Annotated in this window: 22 protein-coding genes and 1 rRNA gene; 21 read left to right on the top strand and 2 right to left on the bottom strand. The window is 71.2% G+C overall.

The annotated features are described in order from the left end of the window. From rrf to ABD120_RS27540, 4 genes are all read left to right on the top strand, one after another. Window positions 1-68: ribosomal RNA gene (rrf, locus tag ABD120_RS39910) — 5S ribosomal RNA — on the top strand; the annotation flags it as partial. A gap of 541 nt (window positions 69-609) precedes the next feature. Further along, window positions 610-1,926: a bifunctional folylpolyglutamate synthase/dihydrofolate synthase gene (locus tag ABD120_RS27550; RefSeq protein WP_343953017.1), complete on the top strand. Its 1,317-nt coding sequence runs from the start codon at window positions 610-612 to the stop codon at window positions 1,924-1,926. After that, window positions 1,923-2,264 carry a DUF4233 domain-containing protein gene (locus ABD120_RS27545; protein ID WP_343953016.1) on the top strand — a complete coding sequence of 114 codons (342 nt, stop codon included), beginning with the start codon at window positions 1,923-1,925 and terminating at the stop codon, window positions 2,262-2,264. The genes ABD120_RS27550 and ABD120_RS27545 overlap by 4 nt, the downstream gene beginning before the upstream one ends. Window positions 2,265-2,362: 98 nt before the next feature. Then, entirely contained in the window at window positions 2,363-3,943 is a 1,581-nt protein-coding gene (locus ABD120_RS27540; protein ID WP_343953015.1) for a hypothetical protein, read from the top strand. Between the two features lie 550 nt (window positions 3,944-4,493). Here ABD120_RS27540 and ABD120_RS27535 read toward each other — a convergent pair. Beyond that, the gene (locus ABD120_RS27535; RefSeq protein WP_343953014.1) at window positions 4,494-4,937 is read right to left on the bottom strand and encodes a DUF6640 family protein; all 444 of its coding nucleotides are present in this window, start codon (window positions 4,935-4,937) and stop codon (window positions 4,494-4,496) included. Then, window positions 4,937-6,040, bottom strand: a complete 1,104-nt coding sequence (locus ABD120_RS27530) for an FAD-dependent monooxygenase (RefSeq protein ID WP_343953013.1) — start codon at window positions 6,038-6,040, stop codon at window positions 4,937-4,939. The genes ABD120_RS27535 and ABD120_RS27530 overlap by 1 nt, the downstream gene beginning before the upstream one ends. A 230-nt stretch (window positions 6,041-6,270) precedes the next feature. On the opposite strand from ABD120_RS27530, the gene ABD120_RS27525 reads away from it, so the two are divergent. The 17 genes from ABD120_RS27525 to ABD120_RS27445 form a co-directional block, all read left to right on the top strand. Then, the gene (locus ABD120_RS27525; RefSeq protein ID WP_343953012.1) at window positions 6,271-6,990 is read left to right on the top strand and encodes a TetR/AcrR family transcriptional regulator; all 720 of its coding nucleotides are present in this window, start codon (window positions 6,271-6,273) and stop codon (window positions 6,988-6,990) included. Window positions 6,991-7,118: 128 nt separating this feature from the next. Next, entirely contained in the window at window positions 7,119-7,529 is a 411-nt protein-coding gene (ndk, locus tag ABD120_RS27520; protein ID WP_343953011.1) for a nucleoside-diphosphate kinase, read from the top strand. 218 nt (window positions 7,530-7,747) lie between these two features. Next, on the top strand, window positions 7,748-8,779 hold the full coding sequence (locus ABD120_RS27515) for a rod shape-determining protein (protein ID WP_343953010.1): 1,032 nt from the start codon (window positions 7,748-7,750) through the stop codon (window positions 8,777-8,779). Continuing rightward, window positions 8,779-9,657: a rod shape-determining protein MreC gene (gene mreC / locus ABD120_RS27510; RefSeq protein ID WP_343953009.1), complete on the top strand. Its 879-nt coding sequence runs from the start codon at window positions 8,779-8,781 to the stop codon at window positions 9,655-9,657. Before ABD120_RS27515 ends, mreC begins: the two co-directional genes overlap by 1 nt. Continuing rightward, window positions 9,654-10,118, top strand: a complete 465-nt coding sequence (gene mreD, locus ABD120_RS27505) for a rod shape-determining protein MreD (RefSeq protein WP_343953008.1) — start codon at window positions 9,654-9,656, stop codon at window positions 10,116-10,118. Before mreC ends, mreD begins: the two co-directional genes overlap by 4 nt. Further along, entirely contained in the window at window positions 10,115-12,157 is a 2,043-nt protein-coding gene (gene mrdA / locus ABD120_RS27500) for a penicillin-binding protein 2 (RefSeq protein ID WP_343953007.1), read from the top strand. Before mreD ends, mrdA begins: the two co-directional genes overlap by 4 nt. After that, a complete protein-coding gene (gene rodA / locus ABD120_RS27495; RefSeq protein ID WP_343953006.1) occupies window positions 12,154-13,317 on the top strand; it encodes a rod shape-determining protein RodA in 1,164 nt (387 codons plus the stop codon). Before mrdA ends, rodA begins: the two co-directional genes overlap by 4 nt. Window positions 13,318-13,369: 52 nt before the next feature. Continuing rightward, the gene (locus tag ABD120_RS27490; protein WP_343953005.1) at window positions 13,370-15,280 is read left to right on the top strand and encodes a TIGR03960 family B12-binding radical SAM protein; all 1,911 of its coding nucleotides are present in this window, start codon (window positions 13,370-13,372) and stop codon (window positions 15,278-15,280) included. A gap of 278 nt (window positions 15,281-15,558) precedes the next feature. Next, window positions 15,559-16,323 (top strand): TIGR03936 family radical SAM-associated protein, encoded by a 765-nt coding sequence (locus tag ABD120_RS27485; protein WP_343953004.1) that lies wholly within the window; start codon window positions 15,559-15,561, stop codon window positions 16,321-16,323. 143 nt (window positions 16,324-16,466) lie between these two features. Then, window positions 16,467-19,187, top strand: coding sequence for an Rne/Rng family ribonuclease (locus tag ABD120_RS27480; protein WP_343953003.1), 2,721 nt, complete (start codon window positions 16,467-16,469; stop codon window positions 19,185-19,187). Window positions 19,188-19,431: 244 nt separating this feature from the next. After that, a complete protein-coding gene (gene rplU, locus ABD120_RS27475) occupies window positions 19,432-19,734 on the top strand; it encodes a 50S ribosomal protein L21 (protein WP_343953018.1) in 303 nt (100 codons plus the stop codon). A 15-nt stretch (window positions 19,735-19,749) separates the two neighbouring features. After that, a complete protein-coding gene (gene rpmA / locus ABD120_RS27470; protein ID WP_184973142.1) occupies window positions 19,750-20,007 on the top strand; it encodes a 50S ribosomal protein L27 in 258 nt (85 codons plus the stop codon). A gap of 1,125 nt (window positions 20,008-21,132) precedes the next feature. Beyond that, on the top strand, window positions 21,133-22,482 hold the full coding sequence (gene obgE / locus ABD120_RS27465) for a GTPase ObgE (RefSeq protein WP_343953002.1): 1,350 nt from the start codon (window positions 21,133-21,135) through the stop codon (window positions 22,480-22,482). 499 nt (window positions 22,483-22,981) lie between these two features. Beyond that, complete coding sequence (proB, locus tag ABD120_RS27460; RefSeq protein WP_343953001.1) at window positions 22,982-24,100, top strand: glutamate 5-kinase; 1,119 nt, start codon at window positions 22,982-22,984, stop codon at window positions 24,098-24,100. A 27-nt stretch (window positions 24,101-24,127) separates the two neighbouring features. Then, a complete protein-coding gene (locus tag ABD120_RS27455; RefSeq protein WP_343953000.1) occupies window positions 24,128-25,378 on the top strand; it encodes a glutamate-5-semialdehyde dehydrogenase in 1,251 nt (416 codons plus the stop codon). A gap of 62 nt (window positions 25,379-25,440) precedes the next feature. Next, window positions 25,441-25,617 (top strand): hypothetical protein, encoded by a 177-nt coding sequence (locus ABD120_RS27450; protein WP_343952999.1) that lies wholly within the window; start codon window positions 25,441-25,443, stop codon window positions 25,615-25,617. An 82-nt stretch (window positions 25,618-25,699) separates the two neighbouring features. Further along, on the top strand, window positions 25,700-26,837 hold a 1,138-nt coding region (locus tag ABD120_RS27445), incomplete at its 3' end, for a serine/threonine-protein kinase (protein ID WP_343952998.1).

Here is a 26,837-nt window from a genome sequence, read left to right as displayed (position 1 = left end):
AAGTTAAGCTTCTCTGCGCCGATGGTACTGCACTCGGGAGGGTGTGGGAGAGTAGGTCGCTGCCGCACAATTCTTGTTTGGTCGGGCGGGGTCACTTCCTTGTGGGGTGGCCTCGTTCGTGTTTCTGCGTGTTTTTGGGGGGTTGCCTTTTGGGTGGCCCCCCTTTTTTTTTGTGTTTGTGGTGGGGGTTGGCGTGGTTGTGGGGTGGGGTTGTGGGGTTTCTGGCTGGTGGTTGTGGTGGCTGGGGGGTGTTCGTTGAGGGGGTTGTGTGGTTTGTGGGTGGCTGTCTTCTTGTTTGTGTTTGGGGGTGTGTTGGTTCGCGGGGGTGGGGTGGGGTTTGTGGTGGGGGTTTGCTGGGGTGGGTTGTGTGGGGTTCGTTGTTGGGGGCTTGGGCTTGGGCTTGGGCTTGGGCTTGGGCGCTTTGAGGTTTGAGGTTTGGGGTGGGGGTGTGTTTGGGGGCCGCCTGTGCGGATCGGTGGTTGCTGGAGGCCGCTCGCGTGGGGCAGTGGGCGGGGATCGGGGTGGCTGGGGCCGTAACTGAGAAGGCGGCTCTTGCAGAGAGCAGGATGCTCGGGATCGGGCACGCGGTGGGGTCAGTAGTGTTGGGGCGTGGAGTATCGTGCGGCAGAGCGGGCGATTCTGGAGCGCGGCGTCGAGTGGAAGTTCGAGCCGACGCTGGACCGGATCGCGGCGCTGATGGATCTGCTTGGCTCGCCGCAGCGGGCCTATCCCGTCGTTCATATCGCGGGGACCAATGGGAAGACGAGTACGGCGCGTCTCGTCGAGGCGCTGCTGAAGGAGCGGAATCTCCGGGTGGGGCGGTTCACCAGCCCGCATCTGGTCTCCATGCGCGAGCGCATCTGCGTGGACGGGGAGTCGCTCAGCGAGGAGAGGTTCGCGGCCGCGTACGAGGAACTCGCGCCCTACCTCGAACTCGCCGACTCGCAAGGGCGGCGGATCTCGTTCTTCGAGGCGCTGACGGCGATGGCGTTCTCGGTGTTCGCCGACACCCCGGTCGACGTGGCCGTGATCGAGACCGGCATGGGCGGGACGTGGGACGCGACCAATGTGGCCGACGGCACCGTGGCGATCATCACGCCCATCTCCCTCGACCACACCGACCGGCTCGGCGCGGACGTGGGGACGATCGCGGGGGAGAAGTCCGGGATCATCAAGCCCGGAGCCACGGCGGTGTTCGCGCAGCAGCCGCTGGCGGCGGCCGAGGTACTGATGCGGGGCGCGGCCGACGCGGAGGCGGTCGTCGCACGTGAGGGGCTGGAGTTCGGCGTCCTCAACCGTGAGATGGCGATCGGCGGCCAGCTGGTCACCCTGCGCGGCCTGAAGGGCCTCTACGAGGACGTGTACCTGCCGCTGTACGGCGGACACCAGGCGGGCAACGCCGTGTGCGCCCTGGCCGCCGTAGAGGCCCTCACGGCCGGTGAGGACCCTCTGGGCATCGAGTTGGTCCGGCAGGGGTTCGCGAAGGCGTCCTCGCCGGGCCGGCTGGAGGTGGTGCGCAGGGAACCGACCGTGGTGCTCGACGCCGCGCACAACCCGGGCGGACTGGAGGCGACGCTCGACGGGCTGCACGAGGCGTTCGACTTCGCGAAGGTGATCGGGGTGGTGTCGGTCATGGCGGACAAGGATGTGCCGACGCTGCTCGACCTCCTGGAGCCGGTGATGGACGAGATCGTCGTCACTCGCAACTCCTCGCCGCGGTCGATGCCCGCCGAGGAACTGGGCCGGCTCGCCGAGGGGTACTTCGGGGAGGATCGGGTGCACGTCATCGAGCGCTTCGACGACGCCATCGACCGGGCGATCGGGATGGCGGACGCCGAGGGCGAGTTCAGCGGCACCGGGGTGCTCATCACCGGATCGGTGATCACTGCGGGCGACGCGCGGCTGCTGCTCAAGGTGGACCGATGAACTTCGAGGTCACTCCGGGTATGCGGCGACTGGGCGCGAGCGTGCTCGGCCTGGAGGCGATCGTCGCGGGGCTGGTCACGCCGGTGGCGATCGTGGTCGGTGGCGTCGAGCCGGTGCTGGCCGTGACGGCAGGGCTTGGCCTGGCGCTGCTGTGCGTGGTCGCGGCGGGGATGCTGAAGCGGCCGGTCGGATATGTCCTCGGCAGCCTCGCGCAGGTCCTCGCGATCTGCACCGGGTTCCTCGTGACGCCGATGTTCTTCCTCGGAGCGATCTTCGGCGCACTGTGGATCACGGCGATATTCGTCGCTCGCCGTGTCGAGGGCGTGACTTCCCGCTAAAGTCGGCGTACATGGCCGTCCCCCCAATTCAGCGGTCCCCGAAGGCGGCTGCCACGGGGCCCTCCACGGGCGTTCAGCGCCCGTGGGCCCTCGATGTCGTGCTCGGACTGCTCATCGTCGTCGCGTTGCCGCTGGCGATCGTGGCGATCCCCAACACCGTGTCCGTCGTCGCCCGTCTGCTGCCCCCGGACATCGACCGCATCTCGCTGGTGCGCGCCCACGGGCTCGCGCTGCCGGCGATGATGCTCACCGTCCCGCTCGCGGCCGTGGCGCTGCGGCGGATGAAGGTGGCCTACGTCCTGGTGGCGGGGCTGGCGTTGCTGGCCGTGGCCGACGCGGCGGGCGGGTTCGCCGGGTCCACGTTCCTGGTCGGGGTGCTGCGCGTCATGCACGGCGTCGGCGCGGGCATCCTGCTGCCCGCGACGCTGGTGGCGGCGTGGGAGCGGGCGCCGATGGTGCGGGCCGTGTGGACCGGCATGCTCGTGGTGAGCCTGCTGTGCGCCCAGGCCCTGGCGCTGTGGCCGCTCGACGGGGTCGACCGGTGGCAGGTCACGCTGCAGCCGTACCCGCTGCTGACCGGGGTCGCGCTGGCGCTGGCGGCTGCCTACCTGCTGCTGTGGATCGTTCAGGGCGAGAGCCCCGCACCGGTGCCGAGGGCCCGGGAGCGCAGCAGGCTGCTGTTCGCGACCGTGCCCGCGGCCGCCATCGCGGTGCTGGCGATCAGCACGGCCAGTCAGGACTGGCAGGCGCTGCTGGTGATCCTGGTGGCCGTGCTGTCGGTCGTCGCGCTGCTGGCGCTGGCGACGATCGGCGCGGGCGAGAGCCGGACACTCGCCTACACCTTCGCGGCCGTCGGTGTGGTGCTGCTGCCCAGCGTCGCGCAGGTGACCTTCGTCGAACTCGGCGGACTGGGCGGGCCCGGGCTGAAGGGGTTGTGGCTGCCGTTCCTCACGGCGGCGCTGCTCGCGGTGGCGGCTGCGGGGTGCGTGGTGCGGTTCGGTGCCGCCGCGCGGTCGCTGCCGACCGCCGGGCTGCTCGCGATCGTGCTGGGGTTGTGCGCGGTCCGGCTGATGGTCCCGGTGGCCGACGGGAAGCTGCTGGTGGTGCCGTTCACTCTGATGGCGGTCGGCGCCTCGGTGACGCTCACGGCCGCGCTGCGGACGGCGGGCATGGGCGCCGCGCTGTTCGGGCTGGCGCTGTGTTTCCCGGGTGTCCTGAGCGGCTATCTGCTCGGCACCGGGGTGCAGGTCATGATGCTGCGGGGCAGGCAGTCCGCGCAGGCGCTCATCGAGGGGTTCGTGTCGGCGCTGCACCTCTGGGCGTTGATCGGCGGGTTCGTGGTGGTCGCGGTGATTGTGCTCGCCGCACTTCTGGCACGGCGCTCCGCGCCGCCCCCATCCGGTACGGCGGAGCCCGGCCGTGACGGTGAGCCGACCGGGCCCGCAAGGGACCAGGCGAGTGCCTGGGGGAGTGTGGCGGGGCCACGCGACGAGGCGTCCTCCGACTGGGACGAGGAGGGTACGCCCACCGGCGACCTGCCGCGCGTCGCCCTGCCCACTCCCGTCAACGGTGATCGTCCGGATCCTGCGCACACCGTGGACAACACCCTCGTCGAGCAGGATGGCCCGCTGCCCGCCGTACCCGCGCCGACGGAGTCACCGGAGAGGGACGCCGACTGATTCACCCGCCCCTCGCCGTCTCCGAGAGTGGGTTCTCCGGGGGTACGGCGGGCAGCGGGCCATCACGCGCGGGGCATGGCGTGGAGCGGGTCTCTGATCCGGGAGTGGGGCTCTGCGGGGGCATGGCGTGGAGCGGGTCTCTGATCCGAGAGTGGGGCTCTGCGGGGGCATGGCCTGGAGCGGGTCTTCCGAGCGGGGCACGGTGTGGAGCGCGTGGATGGCGCCGGGCGGTGTGGGCCGGACGGATGTGAGCCCGGCGGGTGTGGGTCGGGCGGGGCACTGGATGCACGATGGTGCGGTGCCGCCGTGGGGCTGCGGCCGCGCAGTCCTTGTTCGGGCGGGCAGCCGCCGGGTGGGGCATGGGCTGGGGTTGGGCGCCCGGTGGAGGGCTGGTTCGGAGCTGCTGCGCGGCAGTGGCCGTGCGATCCGTCAGCGGCCCCTGCAGAGGCGCGGTGGCCCGGGTGGGCGATTGAGTGGTTGGGGCTGGACACGGGCGGGCGTGGCTTGGGGCTGGACACCGGGGACCGACCTCGGTGGGCGGGGCCGGGTTTCAGCGAGGGTGTGAGTGGCGGGCGGCGGCGGGGCTTCGTAGTGTCGCCGCCGCCGCGACGAGCAGGGCCAGGAGCAGGACGATCGCCATGAAGACCTGCCCGTGCAGGCCGAGGACGAAGACGGTCTGGTCGGCGAACTCCGGGTCGTGGGTGGCGGTGTCGGGGAACAGCAGCGCGCCGATCATGCCGAGCCACGGGGTGGCCAGGATGGCGATGGCGGACAGTCGTCCGGCCCGGTCCGGCCGGGCGGCGAGCACCAGGCCGGTGAGGCCGAGGAGGACGGTCATCACCATGTACTGCGCGTCGTGGAACTTGGCGTGGGGCGGCCAGGCCGGGTTGAACGCGTGCTGTGCCGCGAGGTCGGGGATGACCAGGTCGGCCAGCACGGCGCCGACCGTCGTGATCACCGCGACGGCGGTGATCAGGATGCGTGGGAGGGGCATCAGATAGTCCAGGTGAGGGTGGGGCCGAGCGAGCGGGTCAGGAGCGACTTGGGCAGACGGGGGAAGACTGTGTTCCGCAGGGCGACCAGTGGTGCGGAGGTCCAGTGGCCGGGGGCGCCGACCTGGCGGGAGAGGCGGACGATCTGCTGGGTGCGTGGCCTGCGGAGGCGGTCGTACTCCTGGAGTCCCGCGCGTAAGCCGAGCCTGTTCACCGTGTGCGCGAGCGTGACCGCGTCCTCAAGCGCCTGGCAGGCACCCTGTCCGAGGTTGGGTGTCATGGCGTGGGCCGCGTCCCCGAGGACGGCGGCGTTGTCGGAGACGTACGTGGGCAGCGCCGGCAGCTCGTAGGTGTCGTGCTGGAGCGCCGCCTGCCCTGAGACGGATTCGAGCAGCGCGGGAATGGGCCGGTGCCAGCCGGTGAAGCGTCGGCGAAGTTCGTCGAGGCCGATGTGGGTACCGGCCGGGGCGTTGGCTATCACGTAGCAGTAGACGCGGCCGTCGGCCATCGGCACCTGCCCGAACCGTTCGCCGCTGCCCCAGGTCTCCACGCTGCCCTCCACGGGGTGCGGCGGGGCCATGAAACGCCAGGTGGTGTAGCCGACGTAGCTGGGTCCGGGCAGGTGGGGCCACAGGGAGCGGCGGGTCACGCTGTTGACGCCGTCGGCGCCCACCACGAGATCGGCTTCGGAGACGCCGCCGCTGTGGTGGACCGTGCCGTCTGGCCGGACGCTGTGGACTTCGGTGGCCGGCCGCAGGGACTCGGCGGGTACGGCCGCCTTCAGCAGGTCGATCAGGGTGGTTCTGGGTATCAGCACCGACGCGCCGAAGGTGCGCCTGAGGGTGGCGACGTCGTTGCGGATGAGCCAGCCGCCTCGGCTGTTGCGGACGCCCACCAGCGGGTCGGCCAGCCCATGGGCGCGCAGGGGGTCGCCCAGACCGAGTACGTCCAGGGCGCGCAGGCCGTTCGGCTGGACGGTCAGCCCGGCGCCCACCTCGGTGAAGGCGGCGGCACGTTCGAGGACCTCCACCTGCATGCCGCGCTGGTGGAAGGCGGCGGCCGCGGCGAGTCCGCCGATGCCGCCTCCCACGATGATCACTTTCATGTTCGTCTCCTCGCCGATGGCCGGCTCACGCGTCCTTGCGTCGCCGGACGTGGGCCGACCTGGACATCCGCCACCACACGGCGGTGATCAGCGCGGTCGCCGCGAGCAGGATCCACCACATCGGGCCCACCTCAGTTCCTTATAGTGTCTAGATTTCTTAGAGGCATTAAGGAAGCATAGATGCCCTAGGATGTCAACGGCGGCCGAGGGAGCGAGCAAGAGGGGTGACGATGTCGGCACACACGGGGGGTCGGCGGGCGCGACTGCGCCAGGCGACGCTGGATGAGATCCACGCGGCCGCGCGCAAGCTGCTGGTCGAGCAGGGGTCGGCTGCGGTGACCGTCAACGCGGTCGCCAGGCAGGTCGGCATGAGCGGCCCGGCCCTGTACCACTACTACGCGGGGCACGACGAGCTGGTCGGCGCGGTGACCGCCGACTTCTTCCGTGAGTTGGCCGCCGCGATGGAGCAGGCGTGCGACGCTCGTGCCGATGAGCCGGTCGGCGACCGCCTGGTGGCCGCCTGCCGGGCCATGCGTGCCTGGGCCACCACGCACCCGGCCGAGTTCGGCTGGATCTTCGCCAGTCCGGTGGCCGCGCCCAACAGGCGCCCGGAGTCGATGCGGCACCAGGCCGCGCTGCGCTTCGAGCAGATCCTGCTGGACCTGACGGTCGAGCTGTGGCGGACGCGGCCGTTCCCTGTGCCCGACCTGGACAGCCTGCCCGCGTCGTTGCGCGGGCAGGTGGTCGCCTACTCCGCCGCCATCGACGGGCAACTGCCGCCCGGGGCGGCGCACGTCTTCCTGTCGTGCTGGATCAAGTTGTACGGACTGCTGTGCATGGAGGTCCTGAACCAGCTGGACTTCGCCTTCACCGACGTCGAGCCCGTCTTCGAGGAGTGCCTGCGCGATCTCGGTGCCGCGCTCGGCATCGAGGCGGGCAGCGGGGCGTGACTTCGGGGGAGGGGCAGGTTGCGGGGGACGGTAGGCTTGGGCCGGACTGACCGCCCTGTCCCTGCGGGCGGCGGACTCGCGGAGCAGGTGCCCGCGTTCCCCGAAATCCGTTCGAAGGAGAACCTCACGTGTCCGAGCGCACTCTTGTCCTGATCAAGCCCGACGGGGTGAAGCGTGGCCTCATCGGTGACGTGATCGCTCGCGTCGAGCGCAAGGGCCTCAAGGTCGTCGCCATGGACCTGCGCACGCTCGACGCCGACACGGCCAAGGCCCACTACGCCGAGCACGCCGAGCGCCCCTTCTTCGGCGAGCTGGTCGAGTTCATCACCTCCGCCCCGCTGGTCGCCCTGGTGCTGGAGGGCCCGCGCGCGATCGAGGCGTTCCGCGCGCTGGCCGGGCTGACCGACCCGGTGAAGTCCGCCCCCGGAACCATCCGCGGCGACCACGCCCTGGAGATCGGCGAGAACGTCGTCCACGGCTCCGACTCGCCCGAGTCCGCGGCCCGGGAGATCAAGATCTTCTTCCCCGACCGCTTCTGAGCGATCGGCACCGAGCCCGCGCAGCCGAGCTGCGCGGGTTTTTTCGTGTTTCCGCACGCCAGTTGGGGGGTGAACCCGAGTAAAGAGGGCGATACCGGAGGTACGCAAGATTTTTCTTCGGCGGCGGTGCGCATCGCGCACACCTGCGGGTACGTCACGTTACGATTCAAATGCGATCCGTAGTCATCAGTGAAGGACGTTACGGAAGGCTCGTCCCCATGGGCAGCAAGCTCGCCTTTCTCGGCCGCGACATGGCGGTCGACCTCGGCACCGCGAACACGTTGGTCTACGTGCGCGGCCGGGGCATCGTGCTCAACGAGCCGTCCGTCGTGGCCATCAACACGGCGACCGGCAAGATCGTCGCCGTCGGCATCGAGGCGAAACGGATGATCGGCCGCACGCCCGGCAACATCGTCGCCGTCCGCCCGCTGAAGGACGGCGTGATCGCCGACTTCGACGTCACCGAGCGCATGCTCCGCTACTTCATCCAGCGCGTCCACAAACGCCGCCACTTCGCCAAGCCGCGCATCATCATCGCCGTGCCCAGCGGCATCACCGGGGTCGAGCAGCGCGCGGTCAAGGAGGCCGGTTACCAGGCGGGGGCCCGTAAGGTCTACATCGTCGAGGAGCCGATGGCCGCCGCGATCGGCGCCGGGCTGCCCGTCCACGAGCCGACCGGCAACATGGTGGTCGACATCGGCGGCGGCACCACCGAGGTGGCGATCATCTCGATGGGCGGCATCGTGACGAGCCAGTCGATCAGGGTCGGCGGCGACGAACTCGACCAGGCGGTGATCACCTTCGCGAAGAAGGAGTTCTCGCTGATGCTGGGCGAGCGCACCGCCGAGGAGATCAAGATGGCGATCGGCTCCGCGTGCCAGACCGAGGACGAGTGCCACGCCGAGATCCGCGGTCGCGACCTGGTCAGCGGGCTGCCGAAGACCATCGTGGTCTCCGCGGAAGAGGTCAGGAAGGCCACGGAGGAGCCGGTCAACGCGATCGTGGACGCCGTCAAGACCACGCTCGACAAGTGCCCGCCGGAACTCTCCGGCGACCTCATGGACAGAGGCATCGCGCTCACCGGCGGCGGAGCCCTGCTGAAGGGCATGGACGAGCGGCTGAAGGCCGAGACGGGCATGCCGGTGCACCTGGTCGAGAACGCGCTCGACTCGGTGGCGCTCGGCTCCGGAAAGTGCGTCGAGGACTTCGAGGCGCTGCAGCAGGTGCTGGTTCCGGAGTCGCGGCACTGATGAGGGACACGCGCCGCGCCAGGCTGATTCTGGGAGTGCTGCTCACCGCGGCGTTGGTTCTCGTCACCGTCGATCACCGTTCCGGCGACGCCTCGCCGTTCACGGCGCTGCGCGTGGGCGGATCGTCATGGTTCGGCACCGTCCAGGAGAGCATCACCTCGGCGGCCCGGCCGGTGACGGGCTTCTTCACCGCGCTCGCCAACGCGCCGGGCGCCCAGCAGGACATCGACCGGCTGAAGGCCGAGAACGCCCGGCTGCGCGCCGACCTGGTCGCGGGCCGGCTCAACGTGACGCGTTCGGCCGAACTCAAGCGGATGCTCGGGCTCGCGGGCACCGGCGGCTACAAGGTGGTCTCCGCCAGCGTCGTCGCCCGCAGGGGGCAGCCCGGCTTCGAGGACGCCGTGGAGATCGACGCGGGCACCGAGGACGGCGTGCGCGCCGAGATGACGGTCGTCAACGCCGACGGCCTGGTGGGCCGGGTGATCAGGGCCGCGTCGGGCACCTCGACGGTGGTGCTGATCAGCGATCCGGCCTCGTCCGTCGGCGCGCGGCTGGAGGGCGGCAACGAGATCGGGGTCATCCACGGCGTCGGCGAGTACGGCAGGCTCGTCCGCTTCCGGCTGCTCGACTCCACCGCGCCGCTGACCAGGGGGACGCGGCTGGTCAGCTTCGGTTCGCAGCGGGGCACGCCGTACGTGCCGGGGGTGCCGATCGGGGTGATCGAGCGGGTGGAGGCCACGCCCGGCGAGCTGACCCGCATGGCCTACGCGCGGCCGTTCGCCGACCTCACGGCCCTCGACGTCGTCGGCGTCGTGGTCGAGGCGCCCAAGCGCGACCCGCGTGACGCTGTGCTGCCGCGCCGAGCGAGCGCGCGATGATCCCCGCACTGGTCGTGGCCGTCGCGGTACTGCTGCAACTCGTGCTGGTCAACCGGCTGCCGCTGCCCGCAGGGGGCGCGCCCGACCTGGTGCTGCTGGCCGTCATCGGGGTCTCGATGGGGCGCGGGCCCGCCGCCGGCGCCGTGATCGGCTTCGTGACGGGGCTGCTGGTCGATCTGGTGCCGCCGTCGGCCCATGTGATGGGGGAGTACACGTTCGTGCTGACGTTGGTCGGATTCCTGGCCGGGCGGGGGGTGGGCGGGCAGGTCACGACCGTGGTCACCTGCGTGCTGGCCGCGCCGGTCGTCGCCGCCGCCGTCGGCGGGCTGATCGGCGAGCAGGGGGTGACGCTCGCGGCCATCGCCGCCAAGGCGCCGGTCACGGTCGTCTACACCCTGGTCGTCGCGCCCGCCGTGATCTGGCTTCTCACGCGGGGCAAGCAACTGGGGCAGCAGGCATGACGAGGATGCGCACCCGGCTCATGGTGCTGTACGTGCTGGTCGCGGTGATGCTCGCGGTGCTCGGCGTCCGGCTGTGGCAGGTGCAGGTCGTCAAAGGCAGGCAGTACGTCGCCGCCGCCGCGGAGACCAGGACCAGGGCCGTGGTGGTGCCCGCCGTGCGCGGGCAGATCCTCGACTCGTCCGGGCGTCCGCTGGTGCGCAACCGGACGGCGCTCGTGGTGTCGGTCGACCGCACCTCGCTCACGCGGATGAAGAACGGCGGCCGGGACGTGCTGCAGAAGCTCGGCGACGTGCTCGGCAAGCCGGTCGGCCAACTGGAGAAGCGCATCAGGTCGTGCGGGCCGGGGGTGACGCGGCCGTGCTGGCCGGGCTCGCCGTACCAGCCGATTCCGATCGACGACCGGGTCACCACGCGTGAGGCGCTGCAGATCCTGGAGCGGCAGGAGGAGTTCCCCGGCGTCACCGCCGAGGTGCAGGCCGTCAGGCAGTACCCCCAGGGGACCTCGGGGGCGCAGATGGTCGGCTACCTTCAGCCGGTCACGCAGGAGGAACTGGAGCGGCGCGACGGGCTGAAGGCCGGGTTCTCCGGCGTCGACCTGGTCGGGCGCGACGGGCTCGAATCGGTGTACGACGAGGCGTTGCGCGGCAAGCCGGGGCTGCGGCGGGTGCAGGTGGACCGGCTCGGCAAGCCGCTCGGGCTGGAGCAGCAGGTCTCGCCCGTGCCCGGGGACACGCTCATCACCAGCATCGACTCCCGCGTGCAGAACGTCGTGCAGCGGGCCGTCGACGGGGCCATGAACAAGGCGCCGAAGGCCGACGGGGCAGCCGGGGTCGTGCTCGACGCGCGCACCGGACGCGTCGTGGCACTGGCCAGCGCGCCCGGTTACGACCCGACGATCTGGACGGGCGGCATCTCCGAGAAGGAGTACCAGACGCTGCTGTCGGACAAGGCGGGCAAACCGCTGGTGTCGCGGGCGATCAAGGGGGAGTTCGCGCCGGGCTCGACCTTCAAGGTCTCGTCGGTGGCGGCGATGCTGCGTTCTGGCTATCCGCTCGGCGGCCAGTACGGCTGCCCGGGCTCGTTCATGGTGGGCGACCGGCCGTTCAACAACTTCCGGGGTATCGGGCTCGGCACCCTCAGCCTGCACACCGCGCTGGTCAAATCGTGCGACACGATCTTCTACAAGTCCGCCTACGAGCAGTGGCTCAAGGACGGCGGGCTGCACCCCAAGCGGCCGCCGAAGCAGCCGTTCGAGAACACCGCGCGGGCCTTCGGTTTCGGCCGTCCCACGGGCATCGACCTGCCGGGCGAGTCGGCCGGGCGGATCCCCGACCGTGACTGGAAGAAGGCGCTGTGGATGCAGACGAGCGGCGTCACGTGCCATCGCTCGCGCACCGGCTACCCCGAGGTCAAGGACCAGGCCAGGGCCGCCTTCCTCAAGCGGCTGGCGCACGAGAACTGCCTGGAGGGGTTCCTGCTGCGGCCGGGTGACGCCGCCAACTTCTCCATCGGCCAGGGCGATGTGCTGGTCACGCCGCTGCAACTGGCGTCGGCGTACGCGGCGCTGGTGAGCGACGGCAGACTGCGCAGCCCGCGCGTGGGCTGGGCCCTTGTGCGCCCGGACGGCACGCCGGTCAGGCGCATCGAGGTGCCGGTGCGCGGGCGGCTGCCGATCAGCGAGAAGGAGCGGCTGTACATCAAGGGCGCGTTGAGCGAGGTGGCCTCGGACGGCACCGCCGCCGGGGCGTTCAGCGGCTTCCCGATGGACAAGGTGCGCGTCGGCGGCAAGACCGGCACGGCGGAGGTGTGGGGCAAGGAGGACACCTCCTGGTTCGCCTCGTTCGCGCCCACGAGCAAGCCGCGCTTCGTCGTGGTCGTGATGGTCTCGCAGGGCGGTATGGGCGGCCAGACGGCGGCGCCGGCCGTACGGGAGATCTACGAGGGCATCTACGGCATCAAGCGGCCCGCCGCGCTGTCCGACGGCCGGACGGCGGCGCGGCTGCCGCTGATCGCGCGAGACGGGACGGTCGCCCGATGAGCGAGCGCACCCTGCTGGCCAGGCGCCGCTCGCTCACCATGCGCGCGGTCGGCGCGCAGTCCGTGGTGTGGCGGATGGACGGGGTGCTGCTCGTCGCGGTGGCGGCCCTGTCGGTGATCGGCGCGCTGCTGGTCTGGTCCTCGACCCGCACCTGGGCGCCCGGATCGACGGGCCTGGTCAAGAAGCACGTGCTCAACCTGGCCATCGGGGCGGCGATGTGCGGTGCGGTCTCGATGCTCGACCACCGGCTGCTCCGCGCGTACGCGCCGCTCGTGTACCTGCTCACGCTGGTCGGGCTGGCGGTGGTGATCACGCCCCTGGGCTCGACGGTCAACGGCTCGCACTCGTGGATCATGCTGGGCGGCGGGTTCGCGGTGCAGCCGTCGGAGTTCGCCAAGCTCGGCCTGGTACTGATGATCTCCATGCTGCTCGCGCAGCCCGCCGAGGGCACCGACCGGCCACGGGCGCTCGACATGTTGTTCGTGCTGGGTGTGGCGGGTGTGGCCATGGGGCTGGTCATGCTGCAGCCCGACCTCGGCACCACGCTGGTGCTCGCCGTGATCACGGTGGGCGGGCTGGTGATCGCCGGGATACGCAGGAGGTGGATGGTCCTGCTGGTGCTGGCGGCGGCCGCCGGGGCGTGGGCGGTGTGGGCGATGGAGCTGCTGGAGCCGTACCAGGTCGCGAGGTTCACGGCCTTCCTCGACCCGAGCGTCGATCCGCGCGGCGTGGGTTACAACAGCACGCAGGCGCTGATCGCGATCGGCTCCGGGCAGGTGTTCGGCAAGGGGCTGCTCGACGGCGGGCAGACGACCGGGCGGTTCGTGCCCGAGCAGCACACCGACTTCATCTTCACCGTGGCGGGCGAGGAGTTCGGCTTCCTCGGCTCGGTGACCGTGGTCGCGCTGCTCGGCGTGGTGCTGCTGCGCGGGCTGAAGATCGCCAGGCAGTGCGAGGACCGGTTCGGCACCCTCGTCGCGGGCACGATCGTGTGCTGGCTGGCTTTTCAGACCTTCGTCAACATCGGCATGACCGTGGGCATCATGCCCATCACCGGCCTGCCGCTGCCTTTCGTCTCATACGGCGGCACCGCGACGTTCGCCAACCTCATCGCCGTCGGGCTGCTGCAGGCGATCAGGATGCGCGAGCCGGGAGCCTGACGGCAGCGGCGTCCGGGCCCGGCCACCGCGAGAGCCCGGCTAGTCTTGGACCATGTCTGTCGAGTCGATTTTCCCACGCCTGGAAGCGTTGCTGCCCAAGGTGCAGAAGCCGATCCAGTATGTCGGCGGCGAGCTCAACTCGACGGTCAAGGACTGGGACGAGGCCGACGTGCGCTGGGCGCTGATGTACCCGGACGCCTACGAGGTGGGCCTGCCCAACCAGGGTGTCGCCATCCTGTACGAGATCCTCAACGAACTGCCGGAGACGCTCGCCGAGCGCACCTATTCGGTGTGGCCCGACCTTGAGGCGCTGATGCGCGAGCACGGCGTCCCGCAGTTCACCGTCGACGGCCACCGGCCGGTGCGCGCCTTCGACGTGTTCGGCGTCTCCTTCTCGACCGAACTCGGTTACACCAACCTGCTGACCGCGCTCGACCTGGCCGGTATCCCGCTGCACGCCGTCGACCGGGGCGAGGACGACCCGATCGTGCTGGCGGGCGGGCACGCGGCCTTCAACCCCGAGCCGGTCGCCGACTTCCTCGACGCGGCCGTGCTCGGCGACGGCGAGCAGATCGCCATCGCCGTCACCGAGGTCGTGCGCGAGTGGAAGCACGAGGGCAGGCCCGGCGGCCGCGACGAGCTCCTCATGCGCCTGGCCGAGTCCGGCGGCGTGTACGTGCCCAAGTTCTACGACGTCGAGTACCACGCCGACGGCCGCATCAAGCGCGTGGCGCCCAACCGGGCCGAGGTGCCGTGGCGGGTGCACAAGCACACCGTCATGGACCTCGACGAGTGGCCCTACCCGAAGAAGCCGCTGGTACCGCTGGCCGAGACCGTCCACGAGCGGTTCAGCGTCGAGATCTTCCGGGGCTGCACGCGCGGCTGCCGTTTCTGCCAGGCGGGCATGATCACGCGGCCGGTGCGCGAGCGGTCGATCACCACGATCGGCGCCATGGTCGAGAACGGCGTCAAGGAGTCCGGCTTCAACGAGGTCGGCCTGCTGTCGCTGTCGTCGGCCGACCACTCGGAGATCGGCGAGGTGGCCAAGGGCCTGGCCGACCGTTACGAGGGCACCAACACCTCGCTGTCGCTGCCGTCCACGCGCGTCGACGCCTTCAACATCGACCTGGCCAACGAGTTCTCCCGCAACGGCCGCCGCTCCGGCCTGACGTTCGCGCCCGAGGGCGGCTCCGAGCGCATGCGCAAGGTGATCAACAAGATGGTCACCGAGGAGGACCTCATCCGCACCGTCACCACCGCCTACTCCCAGGGCTGGCGGCAGGTGAAGCTCTACTTCATGTGCGGGCTGCCCACCGAGCAGGACGAGGACGTGCTCGGCATCGCCGACCTGGCCAAGAAGGTCATCGACGCCGGCCGCGAGGCGACCGGCTCGCGCGACATCCGCTGCACGGTCTCCATCGGCGGGTTCGTCCCCAAGCCGCACACCCCGTTCCAGTGGGCCGCGCAGGCCGACCACGAGACCGTCGACCGGCGCCTCAAGGCGCTGCGCGACGTCGTGCGCGGCGACAAGCGCTACGCCCGCGCGATCGGCTTCCGCTACCACGACGGCAAGCCCTCCATCGTGGAAGGGCTGCTGTCGCGGGGCGACCGCAGGGTCGGCGCGGTCATCAGGGCCGTGTGGGAGGACGGCGGCCGCTTCGACGGCTGGAGCGAGCACTTCTCCTACGACCGGTGGATGACCTGCGCCGCCAAGGCCGGCGTCGACGTCGACTGGTACACCACGCGCGAGCGCGAGGAGAACGAGGTCCTGCCCTGGGACCACCTCGACGCCGGGCTCGACCGCGAATGGCTGTGGCAGGACTGGCAGGACGCGGTCAACGAGGCCGAGGTCGAGGACTGCCGGTGGACGCCCTGCTACGACTGCGGCGTCTGCCCCACCATGGGGACGGAGATCCAGATCGGCCCGACCGGGAAGAAACTGCTGCCGCTCACCGTGGTCTGATCCGCCCGGCGACACGCGCGGGCGACAGCCGCCGTTTTCGGCGTCGCGGCGGTGGGCGGGAGCGGTGCGGAGCGTCACCCTGGAGGCCCCCGGCCACGTGCGGCGGGTGGGGTGGGTGGGGCCGGGCCGTAATAGTGGGCTCTGAGAGGGGCCAACGGCGGGTCTCGGCATGCACGGGCGTTGCCGCGCGCGGATTATCCTGGGGGCAGGAACTCTGACATGGGAAGGACGACAACGCTCTGAAGCCTGTTCCCGAAGGGCCGCCGCCCGCGCCGACTGTGCAGCGACTGCGTGTCCGCTACGCCAAGCGCGGCCGCCTGCGCTTCACCAGCCACCGCGACATCTCGCGTGCCGTCGAGCGTGCCGTTCGGCGTGCCGATATTCCCGTGGCCTACAGCGCGGGCTTCTCGCCCCACCCCAAGATCTCCTACGCGGGCGCGGCGCCGACCGGCGTCGCCAGCGAGGCCGAATACCTTGAGATCGGCGTCACCGAGACGTGCGACCCGGACCGGATCCGTACCGGGCTGGACGCCTCTCTGCCGCCCGGTCTCGACGTCCTCGACGTGGTCGAGGCGCGTTCGGGCAACCTCGGCGACCGCCTGGAGGGTTCGGCGTGGGAGCTGCGGCTGCCCGGCACGGATCCCGAGTCGGCCGGGGCGGCTGTGGAGAAGTTCCTCGCCGCCGGCACCGTCGAGGTCGAGCGCCTCACCAAGAAGGGGCCCCGCCGCTTCGACGCGCGGGAGGCGGTGCTCATGCTCGCAGTGGTGGAAGGAACAGGGAGAACCGCAGCTCAGGTGCCCGGACAGTCGTGTGTCATACTGCGCATGGTTGTTCGGCATGTGACGCCTGCCGTTCGACCCGACGACGTGCTCACGGGGCTGCGCCTTGTGGCCGACTTCGCGCCGCCGGTTCCCCCCGAGGTGACCAGGCTGGCGCAGGGGCCGCTGGACGCGTCCGGTGAACCTGCCGACCCGTTCGACCTGGACCGCGATGACTTGCGCGGCGGCGACGCGGGACCGGCCGGCGAGCACGGCGCCGGATAGGAGACGCCTGGCCGCAGCCAGGCGCATCCGCTGACAGGACTTGGCGCCAACACCCCCTAGCGGGGGCGGGGGCGGACAACGAGAACACGAGAGCTCCTGCGCGGCGCGGCGACGCGCCCGGGAGCTGACGGGAGAGCGCCCGCATGCTCGAGAACGAGCCCAACGGGGCCAACGGCTCCGACGGGGACACAACAGAAATCCAGCCCAAGACGACACGGCCCCGCCGGGCCGCCCGGCCCGCCGGGCCGCCGCCCGAGCTGCCGGAAGAGCCGGTGAGCACCGTGGTCACCGTGGCGGCCGGGGGCGCGGCCGCCGTCGTGGACGAGGACAAGCCGAAGAAGGCCACCAGGACGCGCTCGACGGCCACGACTACGCGTCGCCGTACGAAGAAGGCCGAGGAGGCCGAAGAGGAGGCACCGGCCGCGTCCGAGCCCGCTGACGTGCCGGAAGAGGCCGTGAGCAGGCCGCGCCGGGTGTCCAAGCGGGCGGCGGGGCCGCCGCCTGAGCCCGTGGAGGCGCCCGCCGCCGCGGCCGAGGCGCCCGCTGACGTGGAGGAGGCGCCGGCCAAGCGGGTCCGGCGCTCGCGGAAGAAGGCGGCGGAACCGGAGAGCCCGGTCGAGGCCGCCGTCGAGGCCGCCGTCGAGGCCGTCCCCGAGGTGGCCGACGCCGGCGACGAGGAGCTTGAGGAACTGCCCCGCGACGAGCCGCTCGACGACGAGCCCGCCGGCGAGGACCTCGACGAGGACGACCTGCGGGCCGCCAGTCTGCTGGCCGACCCGTTCGGGCTGAGCGCGCGCCGCGTGGAGCAGACCGGCACCCACTTCCAGCGGCCCGCAGCGATCTTCGCGCCGCTGTTCCAGGCACCGGACCCGACCCAGGCCCAGCCCGTCGCGCCGCGCCGTCCCGAGCCGCCGCAGCCCGTCGTGGAGGAGCCGGCGGACGAGGTCGCCGAGGACGAGACCGACACCGAGGCGGAAGACGGCGACGAGGGCCACGACGACGAGAACGGCAGCCGCCGCCGCAGGCGCCGTCGCGGCGGCCGAGGCCGAGGCCGGACCCGTGAGCGCGACGAGGCCGAGGACGGCGAGGAGGAGCCGGACGAGGCCGAGGACGAGCAGCAGGAGGAGGAGCCCGGCGAGGAGGAGTCCGGGGGCTCCCGCCGCCGCCGTCGCAGGCGCCGCCGGGGCGGCGAGGAGGCCGAGCCGTCCGGCGACGACCCGCCCAACACCGTCGTACGCATCAGGGCGCCGCGCTCCGGACGCTCGTCCTCGCTGGAGGTGTCCGCCGACGGCGTCCAGAGCGTGCGCGGCTCGACCCGCCTGGAGGCCAAGAAGCAGCGCCGCCGTGAGGGGCGCGAGCTCGGCCGCAGGCGTCCGCCGATCATCACCGAGTCGGAGTTCCTGGCCAGGCGTGAGTCCGTCGACCGCGTCATGGTCGTGCGCAGGCACGGCGACCGCACGCAGATCGCCGTGCTTGAGGACGGCATCCTGGTCGAGCACTACGTCAACCGCGAGGCCAGCCAGTCGTACGTCGGGAACGTCTACCTCGGCAAGGTGCAGAACGTGCTGCCGTCGATGGAGGCCGCCTTCGTCGACATCGGCAAGGGCCGCAACGCCGTCCTGTACGCCGGCGAGGTCAACTTCGACACCGCCGGGCTCGAAGGCCAGCCCAAGCGCATCGAGGCGGCCCTGAAGTCCGGCCAGTCGGTGCTGGTGCAGGTCACCAAGGACCCGATCGGCCACAAGGGCGCCCGCCTCACCTCGCAGATCAGCCTGCCCGGCCGCTACCTCGTGTACGTCCCGGACGGGTCGATGACCGGCATCAGCCGCAAGCTCCCCGACAAGGAGCGCACCCGGCTCAAGAGCATCCTCAAGAAGGTCATGCCGGAGAACGCCGGGGTCATCGTCCGCACGGCGGCCGAGGGTGCCTCGGAGGACGAGCTGGCCCGCGACGTGGCCCGCCTGTCGGCCCAGTGGGAGAACATCCAGAAGAAGGCCAAGTCGGCCAGCCCGCCCGAGCTGCTGTCGGCCGAGCCCGATCTGACCGTCCGCGTCGTGCGCGATGTGTTCAACGAGGACTTCTCCTCGCTGGTCGTGCAGGGCGAGGAGGCGTGGGAGACCGTCGACGAGTACGTCAAGTACGTCGCCCCGCACCTGGCCGACCGCCTGACCCGGTGGGAGGAGGACGCCGACGCCTTCGACTCCCACCGGATCGACGAGCAACTCGCCAAGGCGCTGGATCGCAAGGTCTGGCTGCCGAGCGGCGGCTCGCTGGTGATCGACCGGACCGAGGCCATGACCGTGGTCGACGTCAACACCGGCAAGTTCACCGGCCAGGGCGGCAACCTGGAGGAGACCGTCACCAGGAACAACCTGGAGGCGGCCGAGGAGATCGTGCGCCAGCTGCGGCTGCGCGACATCGGCGGCATCATCGTCATCGACTTCATCGACATGGTGCTGGAGTCCAACCGCGACCTGGTGCTGCGGCGGCTGCTGGAGTGCCTGGCCCGCGACAGGACCAAGCACCAGGTGGCGGAGGTCACCTCGCTGGGCCTGGTCCAGATGACCCGTAAGCGGGTCGGTCAGGGCCTGCTGGAGGCGTTCTCGACGTCGTGCGACTGCTGCAACGGCCGGGGCCTGATCATCTCCACCGAGCCGGTCGAGTCCAAGCCGGAGACACGTGGCACGCAGGGCAAGATGGCGGTCGAGAAGGCCGTCTCCGAGAAGGTCTCCGCGGCGAACGGGTCTCCGAGTCGTGATACCGTGACCGGTGCGCTTGATGACGTCCCCGACGAGGACGACCAAGCCAGTCAGACTTCCGGCCGAGGACGGCGACGTTCTCGGCGAGCCAAGTCGGCCGAGTAGCCAGGCGCTCCCGCACGGGAGCGCTCCTTGGTCGGCAGTCCGTCGATCCGACCGGTTCGACCGGGGCGCCGCTCATCCGGTACCCTAGTCAATCGGTGCGTCCAGTGACGCGCCCTGTTCGCGCGCCATACCGGATCGTCGGTTTTCCAGACAGGTTCCGGGTGCTGGGCGCAGCATTCGGTGGTCGCCGGTCGCCTTCCTCAGGTGGCCGATGACCACAACTAGACAGCAGAAGGGTTCCGCGGTGTACGCGATCGTTCGTTGCGGCGGCAGGCAGCAGAAGGTCTCCGTCGGTGACGTCCTCGAGGTGGACAAGGTCGCCGGCGAGGTCGGCTCTTCGGTTTCGCTGCCGACGGTGCTCGTCGTCAACGACGGCGATGTGACCACGGAGGCGGGCAAGTTCACGGTCAGCGCCGAGATTCTCGGCGAGACCAAGGGGCCGAAGATCCGCATCCTGAAGTACAAGAACAAGACTGGTTACAAGAAGCGCCAGGGTCACCGTCAGCGGTACACCCAGGTGAAGATCACCAGTATCGACCAGGCCTGATCGGGAGTTTGAGAGATGGCACACAAGAAGGGCGCGTCGTCCACCCGGAACGGCCGCGACTCCAACGCTCAGCGCCTGGGCGTCAAGCGCTTCGGCGGCCAGCTGGTCAACGCGGGTGAGATCATCGTCCGCCAGCGTGGCACCCACTTCCACCCGGGCGACAACGTCGGGCGGGGCGGCGACGACACGCTGTTCGCGCTGGCGGCGGGTCACGTGCAGTTCGGCCGCAAGCGTGGCCGTCGCGCGGTGAGCATCGTTCCGGTCGCGGAGTAAGTACCTCTTTCGAATCCGGGGTGGATCGGGTGATCCGCCCCGGATTCGTGCATTCTGCCGGGGATTTTTCAGGCCCCTCCGTACGGCGAAGCCCCCTTCACCGCCTCTCGCCGACGTCCCCGACCGGCCTCTCACCACGCTCCACGCCGGTGCCGGGTCTCGCGCCGTGACGACTCCGAGGTCGGCCCGGTGCCGTGGCCCGGCTGAGGCTCGTACGAGGGGCGCCGATCACCGCCGCATCGCACCCCGCCGTGCGGCGCCCGGAAGCCCGCTGCGCGGGTGTCGTGTGAGGGCCCGGCCTTGAGTGCTCGTGACTTCGCGAACGGCCATGGATCCGTTGGCTGTGGATCCGCGAATGCTCGTGGCTTCAGGCAGGTGGCGGCGGTGCGGGGGTGTCGCCGCCGTGGTCGTGGCCAGCGGGGGAGGGCGAGTGGTCGTCACTCCGCGAACGGTCGGGGCGCGCGGGGGCGGTCGGGATGCTCAGGGCTTCGGAGCCTGCGTCTGCGGCGGCCGGGACTGTCGGCGTCTGCGGCTGGCCGGGGCTTCGGAACTGGCCGCAGTGTTCGGGCCGGGGGTGCCGGTCGTCGTCCTTGGGCGGCGCCAGAATCGGCCGTGTGGCGATTGCCTGGTCTGTGCCCGTCCGCGGGGTCCCGGTAGCGTTTGTTCGGCGTTAGCGGGCTGTGTGGGCCGTTGGCGGTGGTCGGTGGGTGCTGTGGCGGAGGAATGACCGAGTGGTGGAGTGGGTTGGGGTGAAGGAGGCCGCTCGGGTGGTCGTGGCGGGGTTCGAGGGGTGTCCCCCGCATGGGCCACGGCGTTTCCCGCAAGGGCCATGGCGTTCCTCGCGAAGGAAACGGCGTTTCCCGTAAGGGCCACGGCGGAGGGGTAGGTGCGGAGTCGTTACGGCGAGAGGGCCGGCGCGGGTCAGGAGCGTGAGGGGCGGGCCTTGCTCGTAGCGGCGGGTAGGGGTGGTGGGCTTGCCGTAAAGGCCGGGGTTTCGCTGTGTGAGCTGGAAGCTCGCCGCCCGCAGTGGGCTGGGGAGAGTGCCGGGCGGGATGGGGAGCCGTCCGGCAAGGGACAATGATGTGGTTGACCGAGCGACCCCGACATGGGGTGAAGGAGGAGGGCATGCCGGACTTCGTGGACCAGGTGGTCCTGCACGTCAGGGCTGGTGACGGAGGGAACGGCTGCGCCTCCGTTCACCGCGAGAAGTTCAAGCCGCTGGGCGGCCCGGACGGCGGCAACGGCGGGCGGGGCGGGAACGTGATCCTGGAAGTTGATCCGAACACCGCGACTCTGCTCGACTACCACCGGCGTCCGTACCGCAAGGCCGTCAACGGCAAGCAGGGGCAGGGCAGCAACCGCGACGGCGCCAACGGCGGCGACGTGGTGCTCGCGGTCCCGAACGGGACCGTCGTCAAGGACTCCGACACCGGCGAGGTGCTGGTGGACCTGATGGGCGCGGGCACCAGGTACGTGATCGCGCAGGGCGGCGCAGGCGGGCTCGGCAACGCGGCGCTGGCCTCGACCAAGCGCAAGGCGCCCGGATTCGCGCTGCTGGGGGAACCCGGTGACGCGCTGGACGTGGTCCTGGAGATGAAGAGCGTCGCGGACGTGGCGCTGGTCGGGTTCCCGAGCGCGGGCAAGTCGTCGCTGATCGCCGCGCTGTCCTCGGCCCGGCCGAAGATCGCCGACTATCCGTTCACGACGCTCATCCCGAACCTGGGGGTCGTCACCGCGGGCGACAACGTGTTCACCGTCGCCGACGTCCCCGGACTGATCCCGGGGGCCTCGCAGGGCAAGGGGCTCGGGCACGAGTTCCTGCGGCACGTCGAGCGCTGCGACATGCTCGTGCACGTCATCGACTGCGCCACCATGGAACCGGGCCGCGACCCCGTCTCCGACTACGAGGCGATCGAGTTCGAGCTGGAGGCGTACGGGAAGCTCGACGACCGGCCGCGCATGATCGTCCTCAACAAGGCCGACGTGCCGGACGCGCGCGAGCTGTCCGAGATGGTGCGGGCGGACTTCGAGGAGAAGGGGCTGCGGGTCTTCGTGATCTCGGCGGCCACGCACGACGGGCTGCGCGAGCTGACCTACGCCATGGGCGACTGGGTGGCGGCCGCCCGCGCGAGCAAGCCGGTCGAGGAGCCGACGCGGCTGGTCATCCGGCCCAAGCAGCTCGGCGAGGCCGGGTTCGCGGTGCGGCAGGTGGGCGAGAACCAGTTCCAGGTCACGGGGGAGAAGCCCGAGCGGTGGATCAGGCAGACCGACTTCACCAACGACGAGGCCGTGGGGTACCTCGCCGACCGGCTGGAACGGCTGGGGATCGAGGAGGCACTGGCCAAGGCGGGCGCCGTGGCGGGGGCGGAGGTCATCATCGGGCAGCTTGAGGGCGGCTACCTGTTCGACTGGCAGCCGACCCTGTCCGCCGAATCCGTCCGCCAGGGGCCCCGAGGCAGCGACAACAGACTGTAGTCGCCGTTCTGCGGGCCGTGGGAAGCTCTCTGTGAGAGCCGTGGGTCGTGGGGAGTTCTCTGTGGCGGGTCGTGGGGTGGCGCTCTCTTCGAGAGCTTCACGTTCCGTCACGGCCCAGCTCCCGCCCACCGCCGCCCACCGCGTCGGCCCGCCCTCTCACCCGGCGCCACCCATCTCACCCCACCCACCGCCACGCCGCCTTCTTGACCACCCGACCCGGCCACGGGCTGAGGTATCTCTCCTGATGCGCAACGGCCGCCGTGGGGCCTGGGAGGGGCGTGGTGGTGCGGCGTTGCGGTGGGGAGTGTGTGGGACTGGGTGGCGCCGGGTCGGGGCGGGTGGGGGAGAGGTGGGCGGCGGTGGGGGTGGCTGGGCCGTGATGGGACATGGAGCTCTCGAAGAGAGTGCCACCCCACAACCCGCACCTCTCTGAGAGAGCGCCATCCCCGGGCTCGCGCTCGGGACGGACGCCGAACCCGGGAGGTATAGGGTCGGGGGCGTGAGGGAGCGTGTCGGGGCGGCGGGCAGGGTTGTCGTCAAGGTCGGGTCTTCGTCGTTGACCACCACCCAGGGGACGATCGACGTCGACCGGGTCGACGCTCTCGTGGACGTCCTGGCCGCGCGCCGCAGGGTCGGCACCCAGATCGTCCTGGTCTCCTCCGGTGCCATCGCCGCCGGGCTCGGTCCGCTCGGACTGGCCGCGCGGCCCCGCGACCTCGCCACCCAGCAGGCCGCCGCCTCCGTCGGGCAGGGCGTGCTCGTCGCGCGTTACACCTCCTCCTTCGCCCGATACGGCCTGCGCGTCGGCCAGGTGCTGCTCACCGCCGACGACATGATGCGCCGCTCCCACCACGTCAACGCCGAGCGCACCCTGGCCCGGCTGCTCGAACTCGGCATCGTGCCCGTCGTCAACGAGAACGACACCGTCGCCACCGACGAGATCCGCTTCGGCGACAACGACCGGCTGGCCGCGCTCGTCGCCCACGTCGTCAGGGCCGACGCGCTGGTCCTGCTGTCCGACGTCGACGCCCTGTACGACGGCCCGCCCAGCCGCGAAGGCTCGCGGCGCCTGGCCGAGGTGCGCGGGCCCGAGGACCTCGTCGGCGTCGAACTCGGCCGCAACGGGGCCGCCGTCGGCACCGGCGGCATGGTCACCAAGGTCCAGGCCGCCAAGATCGCGACCGGCGCCGGGATCCCCGTCGTGCTCACCGCCTCGGCCCACGCCGCGCAGGCGCTGTCCGGGGCCGATGTCGGCACCTTCTTCCACCCGGGCGGTCGCCACCCGGGCACGCGGCTGCTCTGGCTGGCGCACGCGACCACCGGGCGCGGGCGCCTGCACCTCGACGCGGGCGCCGTCGAAGCCGTGGTCACGCGCCGCAAGTCGCTGCTGCCCGCCGGGGTGACCTCCGTCGAGGGCGACTTCGCGGCGGGCGATCCGGTCGACCTGTGCGGGCCGCGCGGGCGGGTGGTGGCGCGCGGGCTGGTCAACTTCGACGCCGGAGAGATCCCCGGCCTGCTCGGCCGCTCGACGCGGGAGCTGGCCAGCGAGCTGGGTCCGGAATATGAACGCGAGCTGATTCACCGAGACGACATCGTCATACTGGAGTCCCACCAGTAGGACACACGAGTACACCGGAGCGTTGCGATGTCCGAGGACTTCCTGAAGGTCGCCCGTGCGGCACGAGAGGCCGCCGCCGAGCTGGCCCCGCTGCCTCGGGCGCCGAAGGACCGGGCGCTCCGGGCCGTCGCCGACGCTCTCGTGGTCCACAGCGCCGAGATCGTCGCCGCCAACGCCGAGGACGTCGAGCGCGCGCGCGAGCAGGGCATCTCGGAGGCCATGATCGACCGGCTCCGGCTCGACGCCGCCCGGATCGAGGCCATCGCCGAGGCCGTCCGCCAGGTCGCCGACCTGCCCGACCCGGTCGGTGAGGTCGTCCGGGGCGGCACCCTGCCCAACGGGCTCGAACTCCGGCAGCTCAGAGTGCCGCTCGGCGTCATCGGGATCATCTACGAGGGGCGTCCCAACGTCACCGTCGACGCCGCCGCCCTGTGCCTGAAGAGCGGCAACGCGGTGCTGCTGCGCGGCTCCTCCAGTGCGTTCAGCTCCAACACCGCGCTCGTGCGTATCATGCAGGACGCGCTCGCCGCCACCGAGGTGCCCTCGGGGGCCGTGCAACTGGTGCCGGGGCAGACGCGCGAGTCGGCCAAGGAGCTCATGCGGGCGCGCGGGCTCGTGGACGTGCTCATCCCGCGCGGCGGCGCCTCGCTGATCAACTCGGTGGTGGAGGAGTCCACCGTCCCCGTGATCGAGACCGGCGTCGGCAACTGTCACGTGTACGTCGACGCCGACGCCGATGTCGACCTGGCCGTCGACATCCTCATCAACGCCAAGGCGCAGCGGCCGTCGGTGTGCAACGCGGCCGAGACACTGCTCGTGCACGCGGCCGTCGCCGACGAGTTCCTGCCCAGGGCGCTCGACTCGCTGGCCGCGCACGGCGTGACCGTCCACGGCGACGACCGGATCGCCCATTACGGCGAGGTCGTGCCCGTCACCGAGGGCGACTTCTACGCCGAGTACCTCTCCCTCGACCTCGCCGCCGCCGTCGTCGACTCCCTGGAGGAGGCCGTCACCCACATCAGGACCTACGGTTCCGGCCACACCGACGCGATCGTCACCCGCTCGCAGCAGGCCGCGCGCCGGTTCGTCTCGCTGGTCGACTCGGCGGCCGTGGCCGTCAACGCCTCGACCCGGTTCACCGACGGCGGGCAGTTCGGGTTCGGCGCGGAGATCGGGATCTCCACCCAGAAGCTCCACGCGCGCGGCCCGATGGGGCTGCCCGAGCTCACCTCGACCAAGTGGGTGTACACAGGCGAAGGGCATCTGCGCACGTCATAGGCATGGTCATGTCCGCGTGTCGAGTGGGTCGGCGCGTGCTGAGGTGACCTTCACTGGGGCGTATGGAGATCGTCATCGCCCTTCTCTTCGTCGGCGCCGTGCTGTTCGGCGCCGACCGCCTGCTGCTGTGGCTGGAGCGCCGAGGACACGTCAACTGGCGCAGGAAGGGCCGCCGCGACCTGTCCGAGGAACCGACCACCGCGTTGGACGAGCTTCTCTCCGACCGTTCCCGGCGATAAACGTTCGGCGCGCCTCAGGCGTACGAACGGCTCACCCCGTTAGGGTTGTGTCCCTTATGGGTGCGCCGAGCGGGGAGGGACGGTGAGCAAGCTCGGCAAGGTCGGGTCGTACACCCTCCTCGAACGGCTCGGCCGGGGCGGGATGGGCGAGGTGTATCTCGCCACCACCCGCCGGGGCGAGCGCTTCGCGATCAAGGTCCTGCGTGACCTGGTCGAGGACGAGTCCGCGCGTATCCGCCTCGAACGCGAGGTGCGCGCGCTGCGCCGCGTCGAGAGCCCGTACGTGGCCAGGGTCTTCGACGCCGACCTCGACTGCGCCCGGCCGTACCTGGTGATGGAGCACATCGAGGGCGACAACCTCCTCGACCGGGTACGTCGCAGAGGCCCGCTGGGCGGCGCCGACCTCGTCGAACTCGCCCAGGGCATCGCCACGGCCCTCGCCATCACCCACGCGGCCGGAGTGATCCACCGCGACCTGAAGCCCGCCAACATCCTCATGAGTGAGCGCGGGCCGGTGCTCATCGACTTCGGCATCGCGCAGGTGCACGACGCCACCCGCCTCACCATGACCGGAACCTTCCTCGGCACTCCCGGCTACACCGCGCCGGAGATCTTCGCCGACGAGCAGGTCGACTCGCCCGCCGACATCCACGGCTGGGCGGCCACCGTGGCCTTCGCGGCGACCGGGCGGCCCACGTTCGGGCGGGGGACGGCGGAGGCGCAGATGTACGCCGTCCTCAACGGGCAGGCGGACCTCAAGGGGGTGCCGGTCGAACTGCTGCCCCTGGTCCGGGCGGCGCTGCACCGCGAACCGGGCAAACGGCCGACCGCCGCGCTGCTCGCCGACCGGCTGGGGCGGCTGGCCAAGGCCACCGGAGACGAGACGCGGCGGTCGGCCGAGGTGCCCTCGCCCAGGCGGACGAAGGAGGAGGGCCGGACGCGGGGCCGCAACTCCGCCGAGCCCACGAGGGGGCGTCCCGGCGGTGACACCCCGCCGCCCCGCTCCCGTACGACGGACGACGCCCCGCCGCCCCGGGGGCGTGCCGCAGGCGAGACGCCACCGGCTCGGGGACGGGCGACGGGCGACACCCCGCCGCCCAGAACCCGGGCCACCGGTGACACCCCGCCGCCGGTGTCGCGTCGCGCGCCCGGTGACACGCCCCCTCCGGCGTCGCGGGCACGGGCGGCAGGAGACGGCGCCGCACCCCGGGCGCGTGGCG

The organism is Nonomuraea longicatena (genome assembly GCF_039525605.1).
GTDB classification, from domain to species: domain Bacteria; phylum Actinomycetota; class Actinomycetes; order Streptosporangiales; family Streptosporangiaceae; genus Nonomuraea; species Nonomuraea longicatena.
This window is presented reverse-complemented; position numbering and strand designations above follow the sequence as displayed.